Here is a 16,208-nt window from a genome sequence, read left to right on the forward strand (position 1 = left end):
CACCCGCGCTGGAACCTTGATGGCGCGGGGTAATCTAAGTCCTATATTGCGGGCCAGGAGGCCCGTAATGAAATTTACCCGCAGACAAATCCTGCAATCGGCGGCGGCTCTTTCGCTAATGCCCATTGCCGCCCGCGCCACTCCACAGGTTCTGGAGGCGCGCGAAGCAATACAGCGTATCGCCCCTCAAGGCTTCCCTGAGACTCAGGTCTGGAGTTTCGGTGGTACAGTTCCCGGTGCCCCGATCCGGGTCCCACAGGGTTCGCGGGTACGGCGCAGATTGCTAAATCAGCTACCGCAGCCAACGTCGGTTCATTGGCATGGCATCCGTATCGATAACGCAATGGATGGGGTGCCGGGCCTGACGCAGGACGTTGTTCCGACGGGTGGTTCGTTTGACTATGACTTCGTTGTGCCGGATGCCGGAACCTATTGGTATCACGCGCATAACCAATCAATGGAGCAAGTTGCCCGCGGCCTTAGTGGTCCGTTGATCGTAGACGAGGCAGACAAGCCCGATGTGGATCAGGACCTGACGCTGATGCTGGACGACTGGCGTCTGGATCCTGAGACGGCCTTGATTGTCGATGATTTTGACAACGGTCATGATCTTAGCCACGCCGGGCGTCTCGGCAATCTTGTGTCGGTCAACGGACAGTTTGACCCGATGTTTGAGGTGAAGCGCCATGAACGCCTGAGGTTGCGTCTGATCAACAGCTCTAACGCGCGGATTTTCGATGTCGGGCTAGAGGGTTTGTCCGGCTGGATCGTAGCTTTGGACGGAATGCCTCTTGAGGCGCCACTACCTGTAACCGAGGCGTTTCCGCTGGCTCCGGCGCAGCGTGCAGACCTGATTGTTGATGTCGTCGCGGAACCTCAGGGCACAGCAAGTTTGGTCAGCTTTGAGCGGGACGGTGCGTTTGGTCTGGCTCGGTTCACCATTGGAGAACAAAACAGAGATCAGATCAGACCGCGGATCGACCCGCTCCCTCTGAACCCGCTGCCTGAGTTGAAGGACATAGATCAGGCACCAGTGCATCGAATGGTGCTGCAGGGTGGGGCGATGCGATGGCTGGAGAGTGCCAGGATCGGAGATGCAGAGCTGTCCGGGCGGGAACTGGCGCAACTCGGGCGGTTCTGGGCGCTGAACGGATATGCAGAACGTCCCTCTGACCCGTTTCTTGATGCGCGGCTGGGCAGCGTCCACAGAATTGAATTCGTCAATGAAACGGTGTTTCCGCATGCAATGCACCTGCACGGTCATCACTTCCGGCTGGTCTTGGGGGACGGATCATTGGGGCCGTGGCGCGACACAGTGCTGGTCGACCGAGGGCAAACCCGACAAATCGCGCTGGTTGCGGATAATCCGGGCGATTGGCTGCTGCATTGCCATATGCTGGGGCACGCTGCATCTGGTATGATGAGCTGGTACAAGGTGAGCTGACGCCGCATTCGACGGCTGGAATGGCGTTTGTTTGGGTGCTATAGGCGCGCGCATCGTATAATTTGGGCAAACTTGTCCACTGAGCCCGAAAAGGCGCGCACCATGAGTTCTGAAATCCGCCTAGCCTTTGCGCACCCGTCTGAACGGTCCGAAGCGACCGCGCCGCGCGGTCCGCTGGATCGCATCTCGCTGCGTGATCATATCGTTGAGGTTGAGATCGGCGCTTTTCAGGCCGAGCGCGGAACAACGCAGCGCATCTGCTTTAATATCGTGGTTGAAGTACGGCCAATAACCGATCCGATTGACGATGATGTGGATCGCATCCTGTCCTACGACCGCGTGACCGAAGCGATTGCCTATGAGTTGTCGGCGGAGCGTCTCAATCTGCTGGAAACTTTGGCTGACCGCGTGGCTGAGCGCATTCTGCTTGAGCCTCAGGCTGTAAGAGCTTTTGTACGCATTGAAAAACTCGATCGTGGCCCCGGTGCGCTGGGAGTAGAAATAGTACGTGGCAAAGACGCTGTTCATCACGACGTTGTGGAAGAAGAACGTCCCCATCCACGACTTGCATTCCTGTCGAACGAAGCGATTACATCGGACAATCTGACCGGCTGGATCGATCAGCTTGAGAACCGCCAACGCCCGTTGATCCTGTGCGTCGGAGCTGCTGATCTGGCTGTGCCTCAAACTGGACATGCCATGACCCAGCGGCGGATTGATCTGCTGGCAATCGAACAGAACGCTTGGGTTCTGGCGGCACGGGACCATCGCTGTGTGGTGGTTTCCACCCGGACCGAACTGGATTGGGCGATGAAGAATGGACAGATTTGTGTCTGGGCGCCTTCCAAGATCGTTCTGGATGCTGTTGACGGTCCGTCGGCCGCGCCATCTGATGCAGTTGCGCTTGCTGCATGGTTCGCAGCAACGTTTGAAGCCAGTGAAATGCTTGTAATCGGTGGTGAATTGCCCGAAGCACCAAAAACTCCGCTTCGATCTGTTTCAATCGAGCAGAAGCAACTGTGACCGAGTACTTTCGACCTCTGGTTCAACACGGTCCGACAAAGCCTGTCGGAGCAAAGCACCTTGCCGGACAAGCGCTTTGGTTTACCCACGCCGAAAAGCTGGCGCGCGGTGGACCCGCCGAGATCGTCGAGGCTGCAGATGTCCCTGCAGATATCCTGGAGCGTCTCACCCGATCTCGTCCAGCCATAGCGGGGCTGGATATGGCGCAGTCGCAGATCATGGGCATCCTGAATGCGACGCCTGACAGTTTCTCAGACGGCGGGGTGCATAACTCCGTGGACGCTGCACGCTCGGCCGCCGTGAAGATGGTGTCACATGGGGCGACGATCCTCGACATTGGCGGTGAATCGACGCGGCCGGGGGCGGATTTTATCCCCGAGGATGAAGAAATCGAGCGTACGCGCCCACTTATTCAGGCGATAAAGGCGGAAACCGACGCACTGATTTCCATTGATACCCGTAAATCCAAAGTTGCCGAGGCCGCTTGGCAAGCAGGTGCCGGGCTGGTCAATGATGTATCGGGATTCACTTTCGATGCAGAGCTTGCACCTCTCTGCGCGCGTATCGGTGCTCCTGTTTGTGTCATGCACATGCAGGGTGATCCGGCTACGATGCAGGATGATCCACAATACGATAACGTCTTGTTGGATGTGTATGATTTCCTTGAAGGTCAAATCGCTCATCTGGAAAATCTCGGCCTCAGCCGCGAACTGATCGTGGCCGATCCTGGTATCGGTTTTGGCAAGACAGAAGAGCACAACCTGACATTGCTACGAAACCTGAGCCTGTTTCATGGGCTGGGTTGCCCAATACTGTTAGGCGTCTCGCGCAAAGGGTTCATTGGCAACATCGGGCAGGAACCGCGCAAGGATGCGCGCGCTCCGGGATCAATCGCCATAGCATTGGCTGGATTGTCGCAAGGTGTGCAGATCATTCGGGTCCATGACGTGGCCGAAACCTCTCAGGCCTTGCGCCTGTGGGCCGCCGTCCGGTAATCCGGTCGCAGGCAGGAATATTTGGAGTACAGGTATGCGCAAGCTGTTCGGAACTGACGGGGTGCGAGGCACCGCCAACACCTATCCGATGACGGCAGAAATGGCGTTGCGCATCGGGGCCGCGGTCGGGCGGTATTTTCGCCGGGATTCACGCGGCGTGCACCGGGTCGTGATCGGAAAGGATACGCGACTATCCGGCTATATGCTTGAAAACGCTCTGACTGCAGGACTGACGTCGACAGGGATGAACGTGCTGCTTCTTGGTCCTGTTCCCACCCCGGCCGTTGGATTGATGACCCGCTCGATGCGGGCAGATCTTGGGGTGATGATCTCAGCCAGTCACAATCCCGCCGAAGATAACGGTATAAAGTTCTTTGGGCCTGACGGGTTCAAGCTCTCTGATCAGGCGGAGCTTGAGATTGAGAAACTGATTGAGGAGGGGGTCAGCCCTGCTCAGGCGCAGAACATTGGCCGCGCGCGTCGGGTTGATGATGCCCGGTTCCGTTATGGTGAGCGGGTCAAATCCTCGCTTCCCCGTAATCTGCGGCTGGATGGGCTGAAAGTGGTAATCGACTGCGCCAATGGTGCAGCGCACCGAACAGCCCCCGAAGTGCTGTGGGAACTAGGTGCCGATGTAATACCGATTGGCACGTCACCCGACGGTAAAAACATCAATCTTGGCTGTGGTTCGACCCAACCACGTATTGCTGCAGAAACGGTTGTCGCGCATGGCGCAGACGTTGGCATCTGCCTGGATGGCGATGCTGACCGTGTTGTTGTGGTCGATGAAACCGGGCAGGTCGCCGATGGCGATCAGTTGATGGCGCTGCTTGCCTCGGCCTGGTCAAAGGAAGGCGCGCTGAAAGGTGGTGCTTTGGTTGCAACGGTCATGTCGAACCTTGGTCTGGAACGACATCTGGAAGCGCAGGGCCTGCGCCTGGAACGCACTGCTGTTGGCGACAGATATGTTGTCGAGCGGATGCGTGAAGGTGGCTTTAATCTGGGTGGTGAGCAATCCGGGCATATCGTCATGTCGGACTACGCAACGACAGGTGACGGGTTGATGGCGGGTCTGCATTTTCTTGCCGAAATGGTGCATTCCGGGCGCAAAGCATCTGAATTGTCGCAACAATTCGAGACTGTTCCACAGCTTCTGAAGAACGTGCGCTATGGCGAAGGGCAAACCCCACTGGAGGATGCCAGCGTTAAGGCTGCAATTGCCGATGCCGAGAAGAGGTTGAACGGACAGGGCCGGTTGCTGATCCGGAAATCGGGTACAGAACCGTTAATCCGTGTGATGGCAGAGTGCGAAGACGATACGCTGTTGCAGCAGGTTGTCGACGGAATCGTTTCCGAGGTCGAAGCGGTCGCAGGCTAACGCCCGATCAGCATTTTTCTGAGGCTAAACCATTGGCTGATCGCCATTCCGGTCAGGATCAGAGCAAGCGCGATGTAAAAGCGCAAAGGCAGGGCCTCGGACAGAATCCATGCTCCAAACACCATTGACCAGATTGGCACCTGATAGTTCACGAGCGTCAGAAATACCGAACCGGCACTGCGGATGATGGATACGCGCAGAAGTGTGGCAAATGCTGTCGGCACTAGCCCGAGTACGATGATCGCAAGACCGGAACGCGTTCCCTGCCAATCCGGAATGCCTTCGGTCACTAGCATGATGGGCAGCAGAATGAGCGCTCCGACGACCAGCGTAAGTGCTGCCAGAACGATTGGGTCAACCGGTGGACAGCGCCGTGTGAAGATGGAGGCCAACGAGTAGCAGAAAGCAGCGCTGATACAGGCAAGTTGCGCCAACGGCTCGGCACCATCGCCAAGTTGTGCAAGGCCGGGACCGATCAGGACAAGGGCGCCGGAAAACCCAAGTGTCACACCAAAGAGCCTGCGGGCATTCAGGGGTTCGTCTGAAAAGAAATGTGCAAGCGGCAGAACCATAAGCGGAATAGCGGCCATCGACAGGCCAGCAAAGGCCGATGGTACATATTGTTGACCCCAGCTCAGCAGCACAAAGGGCAGGGCGGTAGACAATATGCCAATCACCACGATGGCACCCCATAAGGCGGGGCTGGGGGTTGGGAGCTTGCGGCCCGTGAGCATCATCAGCACAAGCAGCGTCAACGCCCCCAAAGTGGTCCGCGCAGTTGCCACCGTAATTGGCCCATAACCTTCCAAAGCAATCGCAACGACCATGAAGGTTCCACCCCAGATGAGGCCAAGGGCTGCGACGCCACTCCAGTCACGAGAATCCGGCTGCTTTACCATTCGTTCCTCTGCTCAATCGGCCTGCGTTGATCACGTGGTTGCTCAAAGGTTTGCTATACTTGCGCTGTGATGCGGCCAATTTACCGATAAAGGCATGTTTGTAATGTGTTGCGGTTCGTAGCTCACCTGGCTGAACCTGACAAAAAGGGCGGCCAGATAGGCCGCCCGATGCTGAGAAATATCAGACTTAGTTCTTTTCTTTGTCGACCATTTTACCGGCCGAGATCCAGGGCATCATGCCACGCAGTTTCGCACCGGTTTCTTCGATCATGTGCTCGTCATTGGCGCGGCGCGACGCTTTGATGGTCGGCTGGCCAACAGCGTTTTCCAGCATGAAGTCGCGAACGAATTTACCCTGCTGGATGTCGTTCAGTACTTCTTTCATACGCGCTTTGGTTTCGTCGTATTTCAGGATGCGCGGGCCGGTGACGTACTGGCCGTACTCGGCGGTGTTCGAGATCGAGTAATCCATGTTGGCAATGCCGCCTTCATAGATCAGGTCAACGATCAGCTTCACTTCGTGCAGGCACTCGAAATAGGCCATTTCAGGCGCGTAGCCTGCTTCGACCAGAGTCTCAAAGCCGCAGCGGATCAGTTCGACCAGACCACCACACAGAACGGCCTGCTCACCGAACAGGTCGGTTTCACACTCTTCACGGAAGTTGGTTTCAATGATGCCCGAGCGACCGCCACCGATGGCCGAGCAATAGGACAGGCCGATTTCCAGCGCTTTGCCGGTTGCATCGTTGTCGACGGCTACCAGGCAGGGCACGCCGCCGCCTTTGGTGTATTCGCCGCGCACGGTGTGGCCGGGGCCCTTGGGTGCCATCATGATGACATCGACGCCTTCTTTCGGCTCGATCAGGCCGAAGTGGACGTTCAGGCCGTGGGCGAATGCAATTGCGGCACCGGGCTTGATGTTGTCGTGGACGTACTTTTTGTAGGTTTCGGCCTGAAGTTCGTCGGGCATGGTGAACATGATCACGTCACACCATGCTGCGGCTTCGGCGATACCCATAACTTGCAGACCTTCGGCTTCGGCTTTCTTGGCCGAAGGGGAACCTTCACGCAGAGCGATGACAAGGTTCTTGGCGCCCGAGTCGCGCAGGTTCAGCGCATGCGCATGGCCTTGCGAACCATAGCCCAGAATGGCAACTTTTTTGTCTTTGATCAGGTTGATGTCGCAATCGCGATCGTAATAGACGCGCATTTCGCTGGTCCTTTCTGTTTCGATTGCTGTGCTTTTAACCAGCCAATTTGGTATTGGCGATAGCCACGAAGGTGGCTATGCATGTAAAATCAAAATCATCATTCTTGAAACGGGAAAAAGTCACAAAAATCATGCTTGATGATGTCGATCGTCGGATCCTGCGCCATTTTCAGGCTGATCCAAGCCTGTCGACGGCTGAACTGGCTGAGCGATGCCGGATCAGTCCAGGGGTATGCTGGCGCCGTATCGAAAAAATGCAGGCAAGTGGTGTGATCGAGGGGCAGGAGGCTGTGATCGACTGGTCGGCATTGGGTTACGCAGTAGAGGTTTCACTGCGGGTTACGCTGGACAAAACTCAGCCTCGTGCCTTTGACGAGTTTACTGTAGCCGCCCGAGAAGTATCTGAAGTGATCGAGATACAGACGTTTCTGGGGCGCGTGGATGTTCGGCTGTCGGTTCTGGCCCGAGATATGTCTCATTATCAGCAGGTTTACCGGGATCGTATTCTGACCCTGCCACATATCGCGGATATCGAGGCGTTGATGCACATCGCGCGGGTCAAAAGGGATGAGGTTTTGCCGGTATGATCGAACTGGATGAAACCGACCGCGAGCTTTTGCGTGCATTGGTACAGGATGCAACGCTTAGCGCAGGTGCTTTGGGGCGCAAGCTGGGAATGTCACAACCAGCAACCTGGCGACGTATCAAGCGCCTGCAGGATGCGGGTGTGATCAAGGGGCGCAGGCTGCGGCTGAATGCTGAAGCGCTGGGATTTGGTGTCACTGTTTTTCTGGGGGTTAAACTCGCTCGGAAAGGGCAGGTTAGCCTTGAGGATTTTGAACGCGCCGTAAGCGCGATCCCCGAGGTACAAACAGTCGAGCATGTCTTGGGTTTGTATGACTATAGATTGCGGGTCGTTGCGCGTGATCTGTCAGATTTCGAACGTGTATTACGTCGGCGCATCATGACCCTGCCGGGTGCGGGTGACGTCGAGGCAAACGTTCTGTTAAGTGAAGAGCGTTTGCCGGGACCGATCGGTTGACTGGATCAGTACTTTGTACGGATGCAAAAGCCAGGGTGGTGCGTCATGCGCGCAAACGTCATCGGCTGACCATCTTTCCATGTCGTCCGCTCAAGCTGAATCATGGACGTACCAGCGGTCGTGCCCATGTATTCAGCCAGTCGGCTATCCGCCGAGATTGCACAGAAGGCAATTTCCGCTTCGGTAAACGGTGCCGCATCCAACAGCCATTCATGCGGTCCGGTTTCCTGCAGGTCTGCATGTTCCACATCCGGAACGGCGTCGATGTTGATCCAACGCTCTTCAAGCTGAAAGGGACGATTGTCGGCATAATGCATACAGATGACGTGCAGTACGCGCGAATCGGGGGAAACGCTGAGCTGTGAACTCAGCCAACCAGGGCTCGGAACCACGTTCCGCTCGACCAGCGAATAGCGATATGTAGCGTTCTGATTCTCTACCGTTTGGCGGGTCAGAGAAATCTCGAGCTTTGCCTGCTTGCTGGGGGCTTTTTTAACGCGCGTTCCGCTTTTGCGCTTACGTTCGACGAATCCTTGTTCGGCCAGTTCCCGCAGGGCGCGATTGACAGTCGCGCGGGCGCAATTGAACTCTTCTGCCAGTTGAGTTTCGGTGGGCAACAAAGAGCCCTGAGGCCAGATCCGGGTTTCAATCCGCCGTTTTACTTCGTCGCGAACGACCTGGAAACTAATCCGTTTTTGTGCAGGCACGGGCGAGCACGTCCTTTCTTGTTCAAAGTGTGCGTATCTGTTCAGAATCGCGCCATGGTGTAAAGAGAGGGTGACACTAATTGGCGTCATTTCTTCAGATTTCCCCATTGATGGTGAACAGGATCGTCAATCTTTGCACGGTTTCCGTCACGTCAGCACAAGAGGTCGCATTGGTGCTTTACCAAAGCGACTCAAGCGTCCAGAAATTGCACAAAGCTTAGGAAAGGACGCACAATGCCCGCACTTTTGAGTACTGTTGACCCTGATGGTCTCGAGGAGTTTTCGGTCGTTTTCACGGATCGCTCGCTCAATCACATGTCTTCAGCTTTTCAGCAGGTGATGCGTGATATCTCCTCGATGCTGAAGGATGTTTACAACGCAGATGGTATCGCGGTGATTCCCGGGGGTGGCACCTACGGTATGGAAGCAGTGGCCCGTCAGTTTGCCCGCGGGGCGAATGTTCTGGTGGTTCGTAATGGCTGGTTTTCATATCGATGGAGTCAGATTATCGAGTCGGGTTCATTGACCGCCTCCACCACAGTCCTCAAGGCTCGCGAGACCGGTAATGCAAGCCCTTCTCCCTTTGCGCCCGCGCCGATCGAGGAGGTAGTTGCCACTATCCGCGATCAGCGCCCGGATATCGTTTTTGCCCCGCATGTCGAGACCGCAGCCGGTGTGATCCTACCGGACGAATATGTGACGGCCATGGCCGAAGCCGCGCATGAGGTTGGCGCACTGATGGTACTGGATTGCATTGCGTCAGGTTGTGCCTGGATCGATATGAAAGCCACGGGCGTCGATGTTCTGATCTCGGCACCCCAGAAAGGCTGGAGCGCTTCGCCTTGCGCTGGGCTAGTGATGCTGTCCGAGCGTGCCGAGGCACGGCTGGATGAAACCACGTCCGACAGCTTTGCCATTGATCTGAAAAAATGGCGGCAGATCATGCAGGCTTATGAGAATGGTGGCCACGCCTACCATGCGACGATGCCCACGGATGCACTGCGTGCGTTCCGAGACACCATGGCCGAAACCCGCGAGTACGGATTTGAGAAACTGCGTGAAGCGCAGTGGGCCTTGGGCAATGGTGTGCGGCAAATGCTGCGGGACAAGGGCATCATGTCAGTCGCAGCAGATGGATTTGGCGCACCCGGTGTGGTTGTCAGCTACACATCAGATCCTGAAATTCAGAACGGTAAGAAGTTTGCCGCACTGGGGATGCAGATCGCAGCTGGCGTGCCGCTTCAGTGTGATGAGCCCGAAGGGTTCAGTACCTTCCGGCTCGGGCTGTTCGGACTTGATAAACTCTATGATGTTGATGCCACAATTGCTCGCCTGAGACGGGTGCTGGATCAGGTTCTTTAAACTGAAATTGGGCCTTAGCGAACGCCAAGACCCATTTGCATCAGCGTCTTGCGAACCGGCGCAAGAGAGTAAAGCGCATTCAGACCCATCGCACGCGCGTCCCGCAGGGCGCGCGTTTCCATCATGGACGCCCGGTTCAGCAGGTCGATACCTTTCACACGCAATTCGATCTCGGTGTGGCGCGCCTTGTGGTAAGCCTCTAGCATCTGCACGTCGCCCAACCCATCAGGTCTGCTTTGAGCAAGGTCCAGCAAGCAGCGCAGATCGCCCAGCGACATGTTCAATCCCTGCGCGCCGATCGGGGGCACGACATGAGCCGCTTCGGCCATCAGTGCGATACGTTCTCCGGACAGACGTTCAGCCGATTGGCTGATGATCGGCCAGATTGTGCGGCGTGACGCGAGCTTGAGTGGCCCGAACAAACCGCAGGATCGTTCTGTCATTGCCGCCTCGAATGCGTCGGTGTCCAGATTCAGCAATTCTACCGCGCGCGGTCCCCGCTCCATCCAGACAATCGCCGAAGAAGGCTGACCCTGCCAATCGGGCAGGGGAACCAGCGTGAAAGGCCCGCCGGACCGATGGATCTCGGTCGAGACATTCTCGTGCGCGATTGGATGGGTGACCGCAAAGGCCAGCGCCTTTTGGCCATATCGCGTGGTATAGACATTGATACCGGCAGCCTCACGCATCGGAGAGGTTCGACCATCCGCAGCAATCACCAGCTTGCAACGAACACGACTGCCATCGCTCAGGCCTACGCGCGCTTCCGCGGTGCGGGTAAACAAGCTGGTTGTACCGGTGCCCGGGCGGAAATCGACATTGGGCAGCTCTGCCAGCCGCGCCACCATTTCGCGTCTTAGTAGCCAATTGGGGAGGTTCCAGCCGAATGGCTGGTCCGAGATGTCTGCTGCGTTGAAATCCCTTACGACACGCGGTTCCGGCTCGTCACCGCCCGCATCGACGATACGCATGATTTGCAGAGGGGCCGCATATTCATCCAACCGGCTCCACAATCCGCACTGTTCCAGCAAGCCATGAGCGGGTTGTAGAAAAGCCGTTGTTCGCAGGTCCGAACCGTCGACGTCGCGTTCGGTAATCGGAGGAGCCGGATCAACACAGATTACGTCAAAACCTGCTGCGCCAAAGGCCGCCGCTGCGGTCAAACCGGCGATTCCGCCACCAGAAATCAGGATGTCACAGCTGTCAGTCATGGCACATTACTCCGTTCTGAGCAGAACCTAGTGCTGATCTGTGCCAGAGGCCAAGTGACATCCTGTCCCGTTTATCAGCCGCGTGAAATCAGGATGAGGATCAGGAACATGACCGGGACCATCGCGAGCGCCGGAAGGTAGAGGCCAGGCAGGCCAAACAGAAGCGCAGAGCAGCCCCACATGCTGAAGATCGCTGCAGCGGTATAGCCCAGGTCTTCGGGTTCTCCGTCGGCGACATCACGCGCCATCCAGCCAAACAGAGGAATTGCATAAAGCAGGCGCTGCCAGACGGGCAGGCGGCGGGGCATTTCGATCGCGCTCATCGGGGTCTCCGTTCTGTTCACATCTGCCGCGCATATAGGTGCGATGCTGCACCTGCGTAATGAGCAGATCGTCGCAGTTTGCGAAGCTCAGACAAGACGCGCGAGGAACCCTGTCAGGTCGTCCGTGTGGTGATGAATATGCTCAGCCTCGTGCGGGTCAGGCGCGACATGAACGGTGCGCATTCCCATAGCATGAGGTGCCGCCAGATTGCGTGGATCATCCTCGAACATGGCTGCATTTTCGGCCTTGATCCCATCTTTTGCAAAGATCGTTTCAAACGCCGCTTGCTCGGGCTTTGGCCTGTATCCGGCATGTTCAACCCCGTAGATCGCATCGAACAATCCGGTCAGCCCGCGCGCGGCGAGCACCCGTTCGGCATATGGCGCGCTGCCATTGGTATAGACAATGCGGCGACCCGGGAGGGATCGGATATGCGCAGCAAGCTCATGGTCGGGGTCCATATGGCTCATGTCGACCTGATGAACGGCATGAAGATACGGGTCCGGATCCAGATCGTGCTCGGCCATCAAGCCGGCCAATGTTGTTCCATATTGCCGCCAATAGTGAGACCGCAATCTGTCGGCCTCTGCCCGATCAACACCGATGGCCTGAACGACATAATCGGTCATGAGCACCTCGATCTGATCGAACAGGCGCATATGTGGCGGGTAGAGGGTGTTGTCGAGGTCGAACACCCATTGCGTGACATGAGAAAAGGCAGGTTTGACCATGGCTTGGGTTTAGGGCGTGGTGGCGCAGTTTTCAATGGCGCACTTGATTGCGAGGCCATCAGACGGATAGACATGTCCGAACGAGGAGAAACAAATCAAATGAGCCAGTCCCGACAATCTCATACAGATGCGTACAGCCTGATTCTGGAGGCCATCGACGTTGGCGTCTACAAACCGGGTGATCGGCTTGTGGAAAGCGAGCTTGCTGAACGTTTTGGTGTGTCGCGTACCCCGATCCGTGAGGCGTTGCAGCGGTTGGAGACGCAATCTTTGCTTGAGCGGGACGGACGCTCTCTGATTGTGGCTTCGCTGGATCATAATCAGATGGCAGAACTGTATGTGGTTCGGCGTGAGCTGGAGGGTTTGGCTGCCCGCCTTGCTGCCCGACATGCGACCGAAGAAGAGGTCAAGGTCCTGCAGGACATGGTCGCTGCGGATGATGCCCTGGTAGATGATCCCACCGCGCTGTCCCGGGCCAATCGCCGGTTCCACGAGCAGATTCATCTGGCATCGCACAACCGTTATCTGGTCCAGCAACTTGATCTGGTGCATCGAACGATGGCGTTGATGGCCACTACATCATTGGCAGTACAGGGTCGTGGTGAGATCGCACAAAGTGAGCATAAAGGCATCGTTGAGGCCATTGTGGCGCGGGATGAAGACGCAGCGGAACGGGCGTTGAAAGACCATATCTCGATCGCTTTCATGACCCGCCTGAAGCAGGATGCAGTGCGTCGCGAGAAATAGTCTGCGTCAGGTCATGGCCGCCTCTTCGTGGGCCTGACCATGTTGGGTCTTGTCCCAGAAAAAAGGCTTGGCCGCGAGTTCCCACAGGGCCTTGTAGGCAGCCAGAACTCCGAGCGGATAATAGAGAATCAACGTCGGAACCCACGGGATCAGAAAGCGCCTGCCACCTGCGTTGACGCCTAATGCACCAACTATGATGTTGGTGGCTTCGGCCGCCAGAAAGAGATAGACGCAGGCCTTTAAAATTTCTGGCGATACAACGTTGAGAAAGGGATGAGGCAGACCCATCGATGTCAGCCAAAACATCCATAAAACCGGTGCAAGTAGAAATTGTCCGACAGTGCCCAGAAAGAATGCTTGTACGCCCATGAATCTCAGCGGCCCAAGCTCGTTCAGGAAACGTAACGGTGCGCGCATGTGCACAAGATAGGTGACCATGAACCCTTTCAGCCAGCGTGAGCGCTGTTTAACCCAGGGCCAGGCGCGAAAGTTAGCCTCTTCATAGGTCGTGGTCTCGACGATTTCGGTTCTGTAACCCGCACGGCTCAGGCGAACGCCCAGATCGGCGTCTTCCGTTACATTGTGGGCGTCCCAACCGCCCAGCTCCAGCAGTTTGTCGCGACGGAAAAAGAATGTTGTTCCGCCCAATGGGACGACCAAACCCAGTTTCGCAATTCCCGGCAGGATAACGCGAAACCAGCCACTGTATTCAATTGTAAAACAACGGGATCGCCAGTTTGTTCGGGGGTTATAGTAGTCCAGAACACCTTGCAGACAGACCACGTCATCTGCTGCCTGCTCAAAATGTCGAACGACAGTTTCAATTTGATCGGGTTGTGGCGCATCCTCGGCGTCCCAAACCCCGATAATGTCGCCTCGGCAGAAATCCAAGGCATAGTTCATTGCGCGGGGTTTCGTAGTTAGATTCCCCAACTCGGGTACTTCTAGGACACGAATCCACGAAGGCAGATCTACGTTTTTCAAAGCTGTTCGGGTAACATCATCATGTTCTTCGAGCACCAGAATGACGTCCAGAAGAGCTTTGGGATAAGTCAGGCGCCCAAGTCGGACAATCAGTGCATCCGCGATTTCCCGCTCTTTGTATAAAGGTACCATCATCGATACGACCGGCATTCGGGTCTGTGTCGCTTTTTGAGAAGTGGAAAGGGTTTTGAGGTTGAGCAGATAGGCACTCAATCCGAATATCCTGATTGTCAGAAACAAGATCAGCGTTGAAACAGCCGCCCAAAAGAAAAAGGTCAGTCCAATTGGCGGATAGGCGAGAAACACGGCGAATGTAGCCAGCAGCAGTGCAACGGGCCCGACTCGTGAACGGGCAGTCCAATTGCGGCAGCTGTGCACGGCATCGACGCGGTTCTCTGCTGCCTCGGCGAGTGTCGAAGAGAATTGTGCAGCGATAGCAGCATTGATTTGCTCAGCGGACGCCAGAACCGGAACCACGGTGTGTCCGCAATCGCTAAGTTCATTTGCGACTTGTTCGAATTGATCAGGACGGGCAGTCGCGATCTGAAGGATTGGTCCGATCCGCATCCACGGTGCAACGCCGTGAGACACCCAGAATTCTGCAGGCCGGATGGCGAACAGATCGGCAGATGGCGGTGAAGCTTTGAGATCTGCAATCTGCAACCCATTTTGATCGGACAGAGCTTGCAGTACGTTCTGGCGGTCTATCCAGCCCTCGCTCAACAATATTTCGCCCAGACGCGCGTTCTGGTTTGTTTGCTGGTTCAGGGCCCACTGTAACTGCGTTTGATTGATAACGCCACGGCCGACCAAACATGCGCCAAGCGGTTTACGCTGTCTCGTGCCGGGGACGGGTGTTGCGGGTGCAAGACCCTGAAGATTCAGTTCAACCATTTCAAACCCCGTCGCCAATAGTGGCGTCAGGGTTGCTAAATCACGGTTAATTTGCAGTTAACGGTCGCCCGCTGGCAACCAGAAGCAATCAGGCTTGTGCCTTGCGATCTGCCATGGCTGCTGCAAAACGCTCGAACAGATAGAAACTGTCCTGAGGGCCGGGCGACGCTTCGGGGTGATACTGGACCGAATACACAGGGCGGTCGGTCATGCGGATACCACAGTTTGAGCCATCAAAAAGCGAGCGGTGAGTTTCGATCACACCTTCGGGCAGGGACTCGGCGTCAACTGCAAAGCCGTGGTTCATCGAGGTGATCTCAACCTTGCCGGTGTCCAGGTCTTTGACCGGGTGGTTCGCACCGTGGTGTCCGTGGTTCATCTTGATGGTCTGACCACCAAGGGCGAGGGCCAGCATCTGGTGGCCCAGACAAATGCCGAAGACCGGAAGGTCTGTCGAATCCAGAACCTCTTTGATCATTGGCACTGCATATTCACCTGTGGCTGCTGGATCGCCAGGGCCGTTGGAGAGGAAAACCCCGTCAGGCTCATGAGCCAGAACTTCGGCCGCGGTTGCCGAGGCGGGCAACACAGTCACATCACATCCGGCTGAGGCGAGACAGCGCAGGATATTGCGCTTGGCCCCGAAGTCCAGCGCGACAACTTTGTGCACCGGTGCTTCCTGACGCTGGTATCCATCAGGCCATGCCCAACGCATTTCATCCCAGCGGTAGCTTTGGGCGCAGGTAACATCCTTGGCCAAGTCCATTCCTTCAAGACCGGCAAAGCCGCGCGCAGCCGCAACCAGGGCTTCAATATCGAAGTTGCCTTCAGGATCGTGGGCCAGTGCAACGTGCGGAGCACCCTGCTGACGAATGGCCCGTGTCAGGCGGCGGGTGTCAACGCCGCCGATTGCGATGCGACCACGCCGCGCCAACCATCCTTTGAGTTCTTCGGCAGAGCGCCAGTTCGATGGTTCGGTTGGATCCCATTTGACGACCATCCCGGCTGCTACAGGGTCACCGGTCTCGTCATCTTCGGGGTTCACACCAACGTTGCCAATGTGCGGGAAAGTAAAGGTCACGATCTGCCCGGCGTAAGACGGATCAGTCATGATTTCCTGATACCCGGTCATCGCGGTGTTGAAGCAGAGTTCAGCCACCGTCTGGCCGGTTGCCCCAAAACCGATGCCATAAAACAGGGTTCCGTCGGCCAGTGCCAGACATGCGGTGGGCTTGGGCGTGGCGGTATGTGCCATGG

The 16,208-nt window shown here is 56.6% G+C and carries 16 protein-coding genes; 8 read left to right on the top strand and 8 right to left on the bottom strand.

Features of this window, described 5'->3' with window-relative positions:
- Window positions 1–67: 67 nt before the first annotated feature.
- The 4 genes from ACR0IO_RS05790 to glmM all read left to right on the top strand — a co-directional run bounded on the left by ACR0IO_RS05790 (window position 68) and on the right by glmM (window position 4,840).
- A complete protein-coding gene (locus ACR0IO_RS05790) occupies window positions 68–1,444 on the top strand; it encodes a multicopper oxidase family protein (RefSeq protein WP_480740047.1) in 1,377 nt (458 codons plus the stop codon).
- 102 nt (window positions 1,445–1,546) lie between these two features.
- Window positions 1,547–2,467 carry a dihydroneopterin aldolase gene (locus ACR0IO_RS05795; protein ID WP_480740049.1) on the top strand — a complete coding sequence of 307 codons (921 nt, stop codon included), beginning with the start codon at window positions 1,547–1,549 and terminating at the stop codon, window positions 2,465–2,467.
- Entirely contained in the window at window positions 2,464–3,462 is a 999-nt protein-coding gene (gene folP, locus ACR0IO_RS05800; protein ID WP_480740050.1) for a dihydropteroate synthase, read from the top strand. Before ACR0IO_RS05795 ends, folP begins: the two co-directional genes overlap by 4 nt.
- A 34-nt stretch (window positions 3,463–3,496) precedes the next feature.
- Complete coding sequence (glmM, locus tag ACR0IO_RS05805) at window positions 3,497–4,840, top strand: phosphoglucosamine mutase (protein WP_480740053.1); 1,344 nt, start codon at window positions 3,497–3,499, stop codon at window positions 4,838–4,840.
- On the opposite strand, the gene ACR0IO_RS05810 is transcribed toward glmM, so the two are convergent.
- On the bottom strand, window positions 4,837–5,739 hold the full coding sequence (locus tag ACR0IO_RS05810; protein WP_480740054.1) for a DMT family transporter: 903 nt from the start codon (window positions 5,737–5,739) through the stop codon (window positions 4,837–4,839). The two genes, glmM and ACR0IO_RS05810, sit on opposite strands and share 4 nt — an antisense overlap.
- A 187-nt stretch (window positions 5,740–5,926) precedes the next feature.
- Complete coding sequence (gene ilvC / locus ACR0IO_RS05815; protein WP_155151382.1) at window positions 5,927–6,949, bottom strand: ketol-acid reductoisomerase; 1,023 nt, start codon at window positions 6,947–6,949, stop codon at window positions 5,927–5,929.
- A gap of 131 nt (window positions 6,950–7,080) precedes the next feature.
- On the opposite strand from ilvC, the gene ACR0IO_RS05820 reads away from it, so the two are divergent.
- Complete coding sequence (locus ACR0IO_RS05820; RefSeq protein ID WP_480740055.1) at window positions 7,081–7,536, top strand: Lrp/AsnC family transcriptional regulator; 456 nt, start codon at window positions 7,081–7,083, stop codon at window positions 7,534–7,536.
- Window positions 7,533–7,991 (top strand): Lrp/AsnC family transcriptional regulator, encoded by a 459-nt coding sequence (locus ACR0IO_RS05825; RefSeq protein ID WP_480740058.1) that lies wholly within the window; start codon window positions 7,533–7,535, stop codon window positions 7,989–7,991. Before ACR0IO_RS05820 ends, ACR0IO_RS05825 begins: the two co-directional genes overlap by 4 nt.
- Before the next feature lie 5 nt (window positions 7,992–7,996).
- Here the strand turns inward: ACR0IO_RS05825 and ACR0IO_RS05830 are convergent, their stop codons facing one another.
- Window positions 7,997–8,698: a GntR family transcriptional regulator gene (locus ACR0IO_RS05830; RefSeq protein WP_480740060.1), complete on the bottom strand. Its 702-nt coding sequence runs from the start codon at window positions 8,696–8,698 to the stop codon at window positions 7,997–7,999.
- A gap of 234 nt (window positions 8,699–8,932) precedes the next feature.
- On the opposite strand from ACR0IO_RS05830, the gene ACR0IO_RS05835 reads away from it, so the two are divergent.
- Complete coding sequence (locus tag ACR0IO_RS05835) at window positions 8,933–10,060, top strand: aminotransferase class V-fold PLP-dependent enzyme (protein ID WP_480740063.1); 1,128 nt, start codon at window positions 8,933–8,935, stop codon at window positions 10,058–10,060.
- 14 nt (window positions 10,061–10,074) lie between these two features.
- Here ACR0IO_RS05835 and ACR0IO_RS05840 read toward each other — a convergent pair whose 3' ends face one another.
- The 3 genes from ACR0IO_RS05840 to ACR0IO_RS05850 form a co-directional block, all read right to left on the bottom strand.
- A complete protein-coding gene (locus tag ACR0IO_RS05840) occupies window positions 10,075–11,271 on the bottom strand; it encodes a UbiH/UbiF family hydroxylase (RefSeq protein ID WP_480740065.1) in 1,197 nt (398 codons plus the stop codon).
- 74 nt (window positions 11,272–11,345) lie between these two features.
- A complete protein-coding gene (locus tag ACR0IO_RS05845) occupies window positions 11,346–11,594 on the bottom strand; it encodes a hypothetical protein (protein WP_480740067.1) in 249 nt (82 codons plus the stop codon).
- A gap of 87 nt (window positions 11,595–11,681) precedes the next feature.
- Entirely contained in the window at window positions 11,682–12,326 is a 645-nt protein-coding gene (locus tag ACR0IO_RS05850) for a pyrimidine 5'-nucleotidase (protein ID WP_155151363.1), read from the bottom strand.
- A gap of 99 nt (window positions 12,327–12,425) precedes the next feature.
- Here ACR0IO_RS05850 and ACR0IO_RS05855 point away from each other — a divergent pair, with 99 nt between their 5' ends.
- Window positions 12,426–13,073, top strand: a complete 648-nt coding sequence (locus tag ACR0IO_RS05855) for a GntR family transcriptional regulator (RefSeq protein WP_155151360.1) — start codon at window positions 12,426–12,428, stop codon at window positions 13,071–13,073.
- A gap of 6 nt (window positions 13,074–13,079) precedes the next feature.
- Here ACR0IO_RS05855 and ACR0IO_RS05860 read toward each other — a convergent pair whose 3' ends face one another.
- Window positions 13,080–14,951 (bottom strand): glycosyltransferase family 2 protein, encoded by a 1,872-nt coding sequence (locus ACR0IO_RS05860; protein WP_480740068.1) that lies wholly within the window; start codon window positions 14,949–14,951, stop codon window positions 13,080–13,082.
- 88 nt (window positions 14,952–15,039) lie between these two features.
- On the bottom strand, window positions 15,040–16,206 hold the full coding sequence (gene carA / locus ACR0IO_RS05865; protein WP_480740070.1) for a glutamine-hydrolyzing carbamoyl-phosphate synthase small subunit: 1,167 nt from the start codon (window positions 16,204–16,206) through the stop codon (window positions 15,040–15,042).
- Between the last annotated feature and the right edge of the window lie 2 nt (window positions 16,207–16,208).

Source organism: Ruegeria sp. CE12 (assembly GCF_056537525.1).

Excerpts from the sequence above, each read along its gene's own strand:
- ACR0IO_RS05795 (WP_480740049.1), top strand. The coding sequence starts at position 1,547 with ATGAGTTCTGAAATCCGCCTAGCCTTTGCGCACCCGTCTGAACGGTCC.
- ACR0IO_RS05860 (WP_480740068.1), bottom strand. The coding sequence starts at position 14,951 with ATGGTTGAACTGAATCTTCAGGGTCTTGCACCCGCAACACCCGTCCCC.
- ACR0IO_RS05810 (WP_480740054.1), bottom strand. The coding sequence starts at position 5,739 with ATGGTAAAGCAGCCGGATTCTCGTGACTGGAGTGGCGTCGCAGCCCTT.
- ACR0IO_RS05835 (WP_480740063.1), top strand. The coding sequence starts at position 8,933 with ATGCCCGCACTTTTGAGTACTGTTGACCCTGATGGTCTCGAGGAGTTT.
- ACR0IO_RS05825 (WP_480740058.1), top strand. The coding sequence starts at position 7,533 with ATGATCGAACTGGATGAAACCGACCGCGAGCTTTTGCGTGCATTGGTA.
- ACR0IO_RS05840 (WP_480740065.1), bottom strand. The coding sequence starts at position 11,271 with ATGACTGACAGCTGTGACATCCTGATTTCTGGTGGCGGAATCGCCGGT.
- ACR0IO_RS05820 (WP_480740055.1), top strand. The coding sequence starts at position 7,081 with ATGCTTGATGATGTCGATCGTCGGATCCTGCGCCATTTTCAGGCTGAT.
- ACR0IO_RS05845 (WP_480740067.1), bottom strand. The coding sequence starts at position 11,594 with ATGAGCGCGATCGAAATGCCCCGCCGCCTGCCCGTCTGGCAGCGCCTG.
- ACR0IO_RS05855 (WP_155151360.1), top strand. The coding sequence starts at position 12,426 with ATGAGCCAGTCCCGACAATCTCATACAGATGCGTACAGCCTGATTCTG.
- glmM (WP_480740053.1), top strand. The coding sequence starts at position 3,497 with ATGCGCAAGCTGTTCGGAACTGACGGGGTGCGAGGCACCGCCAACACC.
- ACR0IO_RS05790 (WP_480740047.1), top strand. The coding sequence starts at position 68 with ATGAAATTTACCCGCAGACAAATCCTGCAATCGGCGGCGGCTCTTTCG.
- ACR0IO_RS05850 (WP_155151363.1), bottom strand. The coding sequence starts at position 12,326 with ATGGTCAAACCTGCCTTTTCTCATGTCACGCAATGGGTGTTCGACCTC.
- ilvC (WP_155151382.1), bottom strand. The coding sequence starts at position 6,949 with ATGCGCGTCTATTACGATCGCGATTGCGACATCAACCTGATCAAAGAC.
- carA (WP_480740070.1), bottom strand. The coding sequence starts at position 16,206 with ATGGCACATACCGCCACGCCCAAGCCCACCGCATGTCTGGCACTGGCC.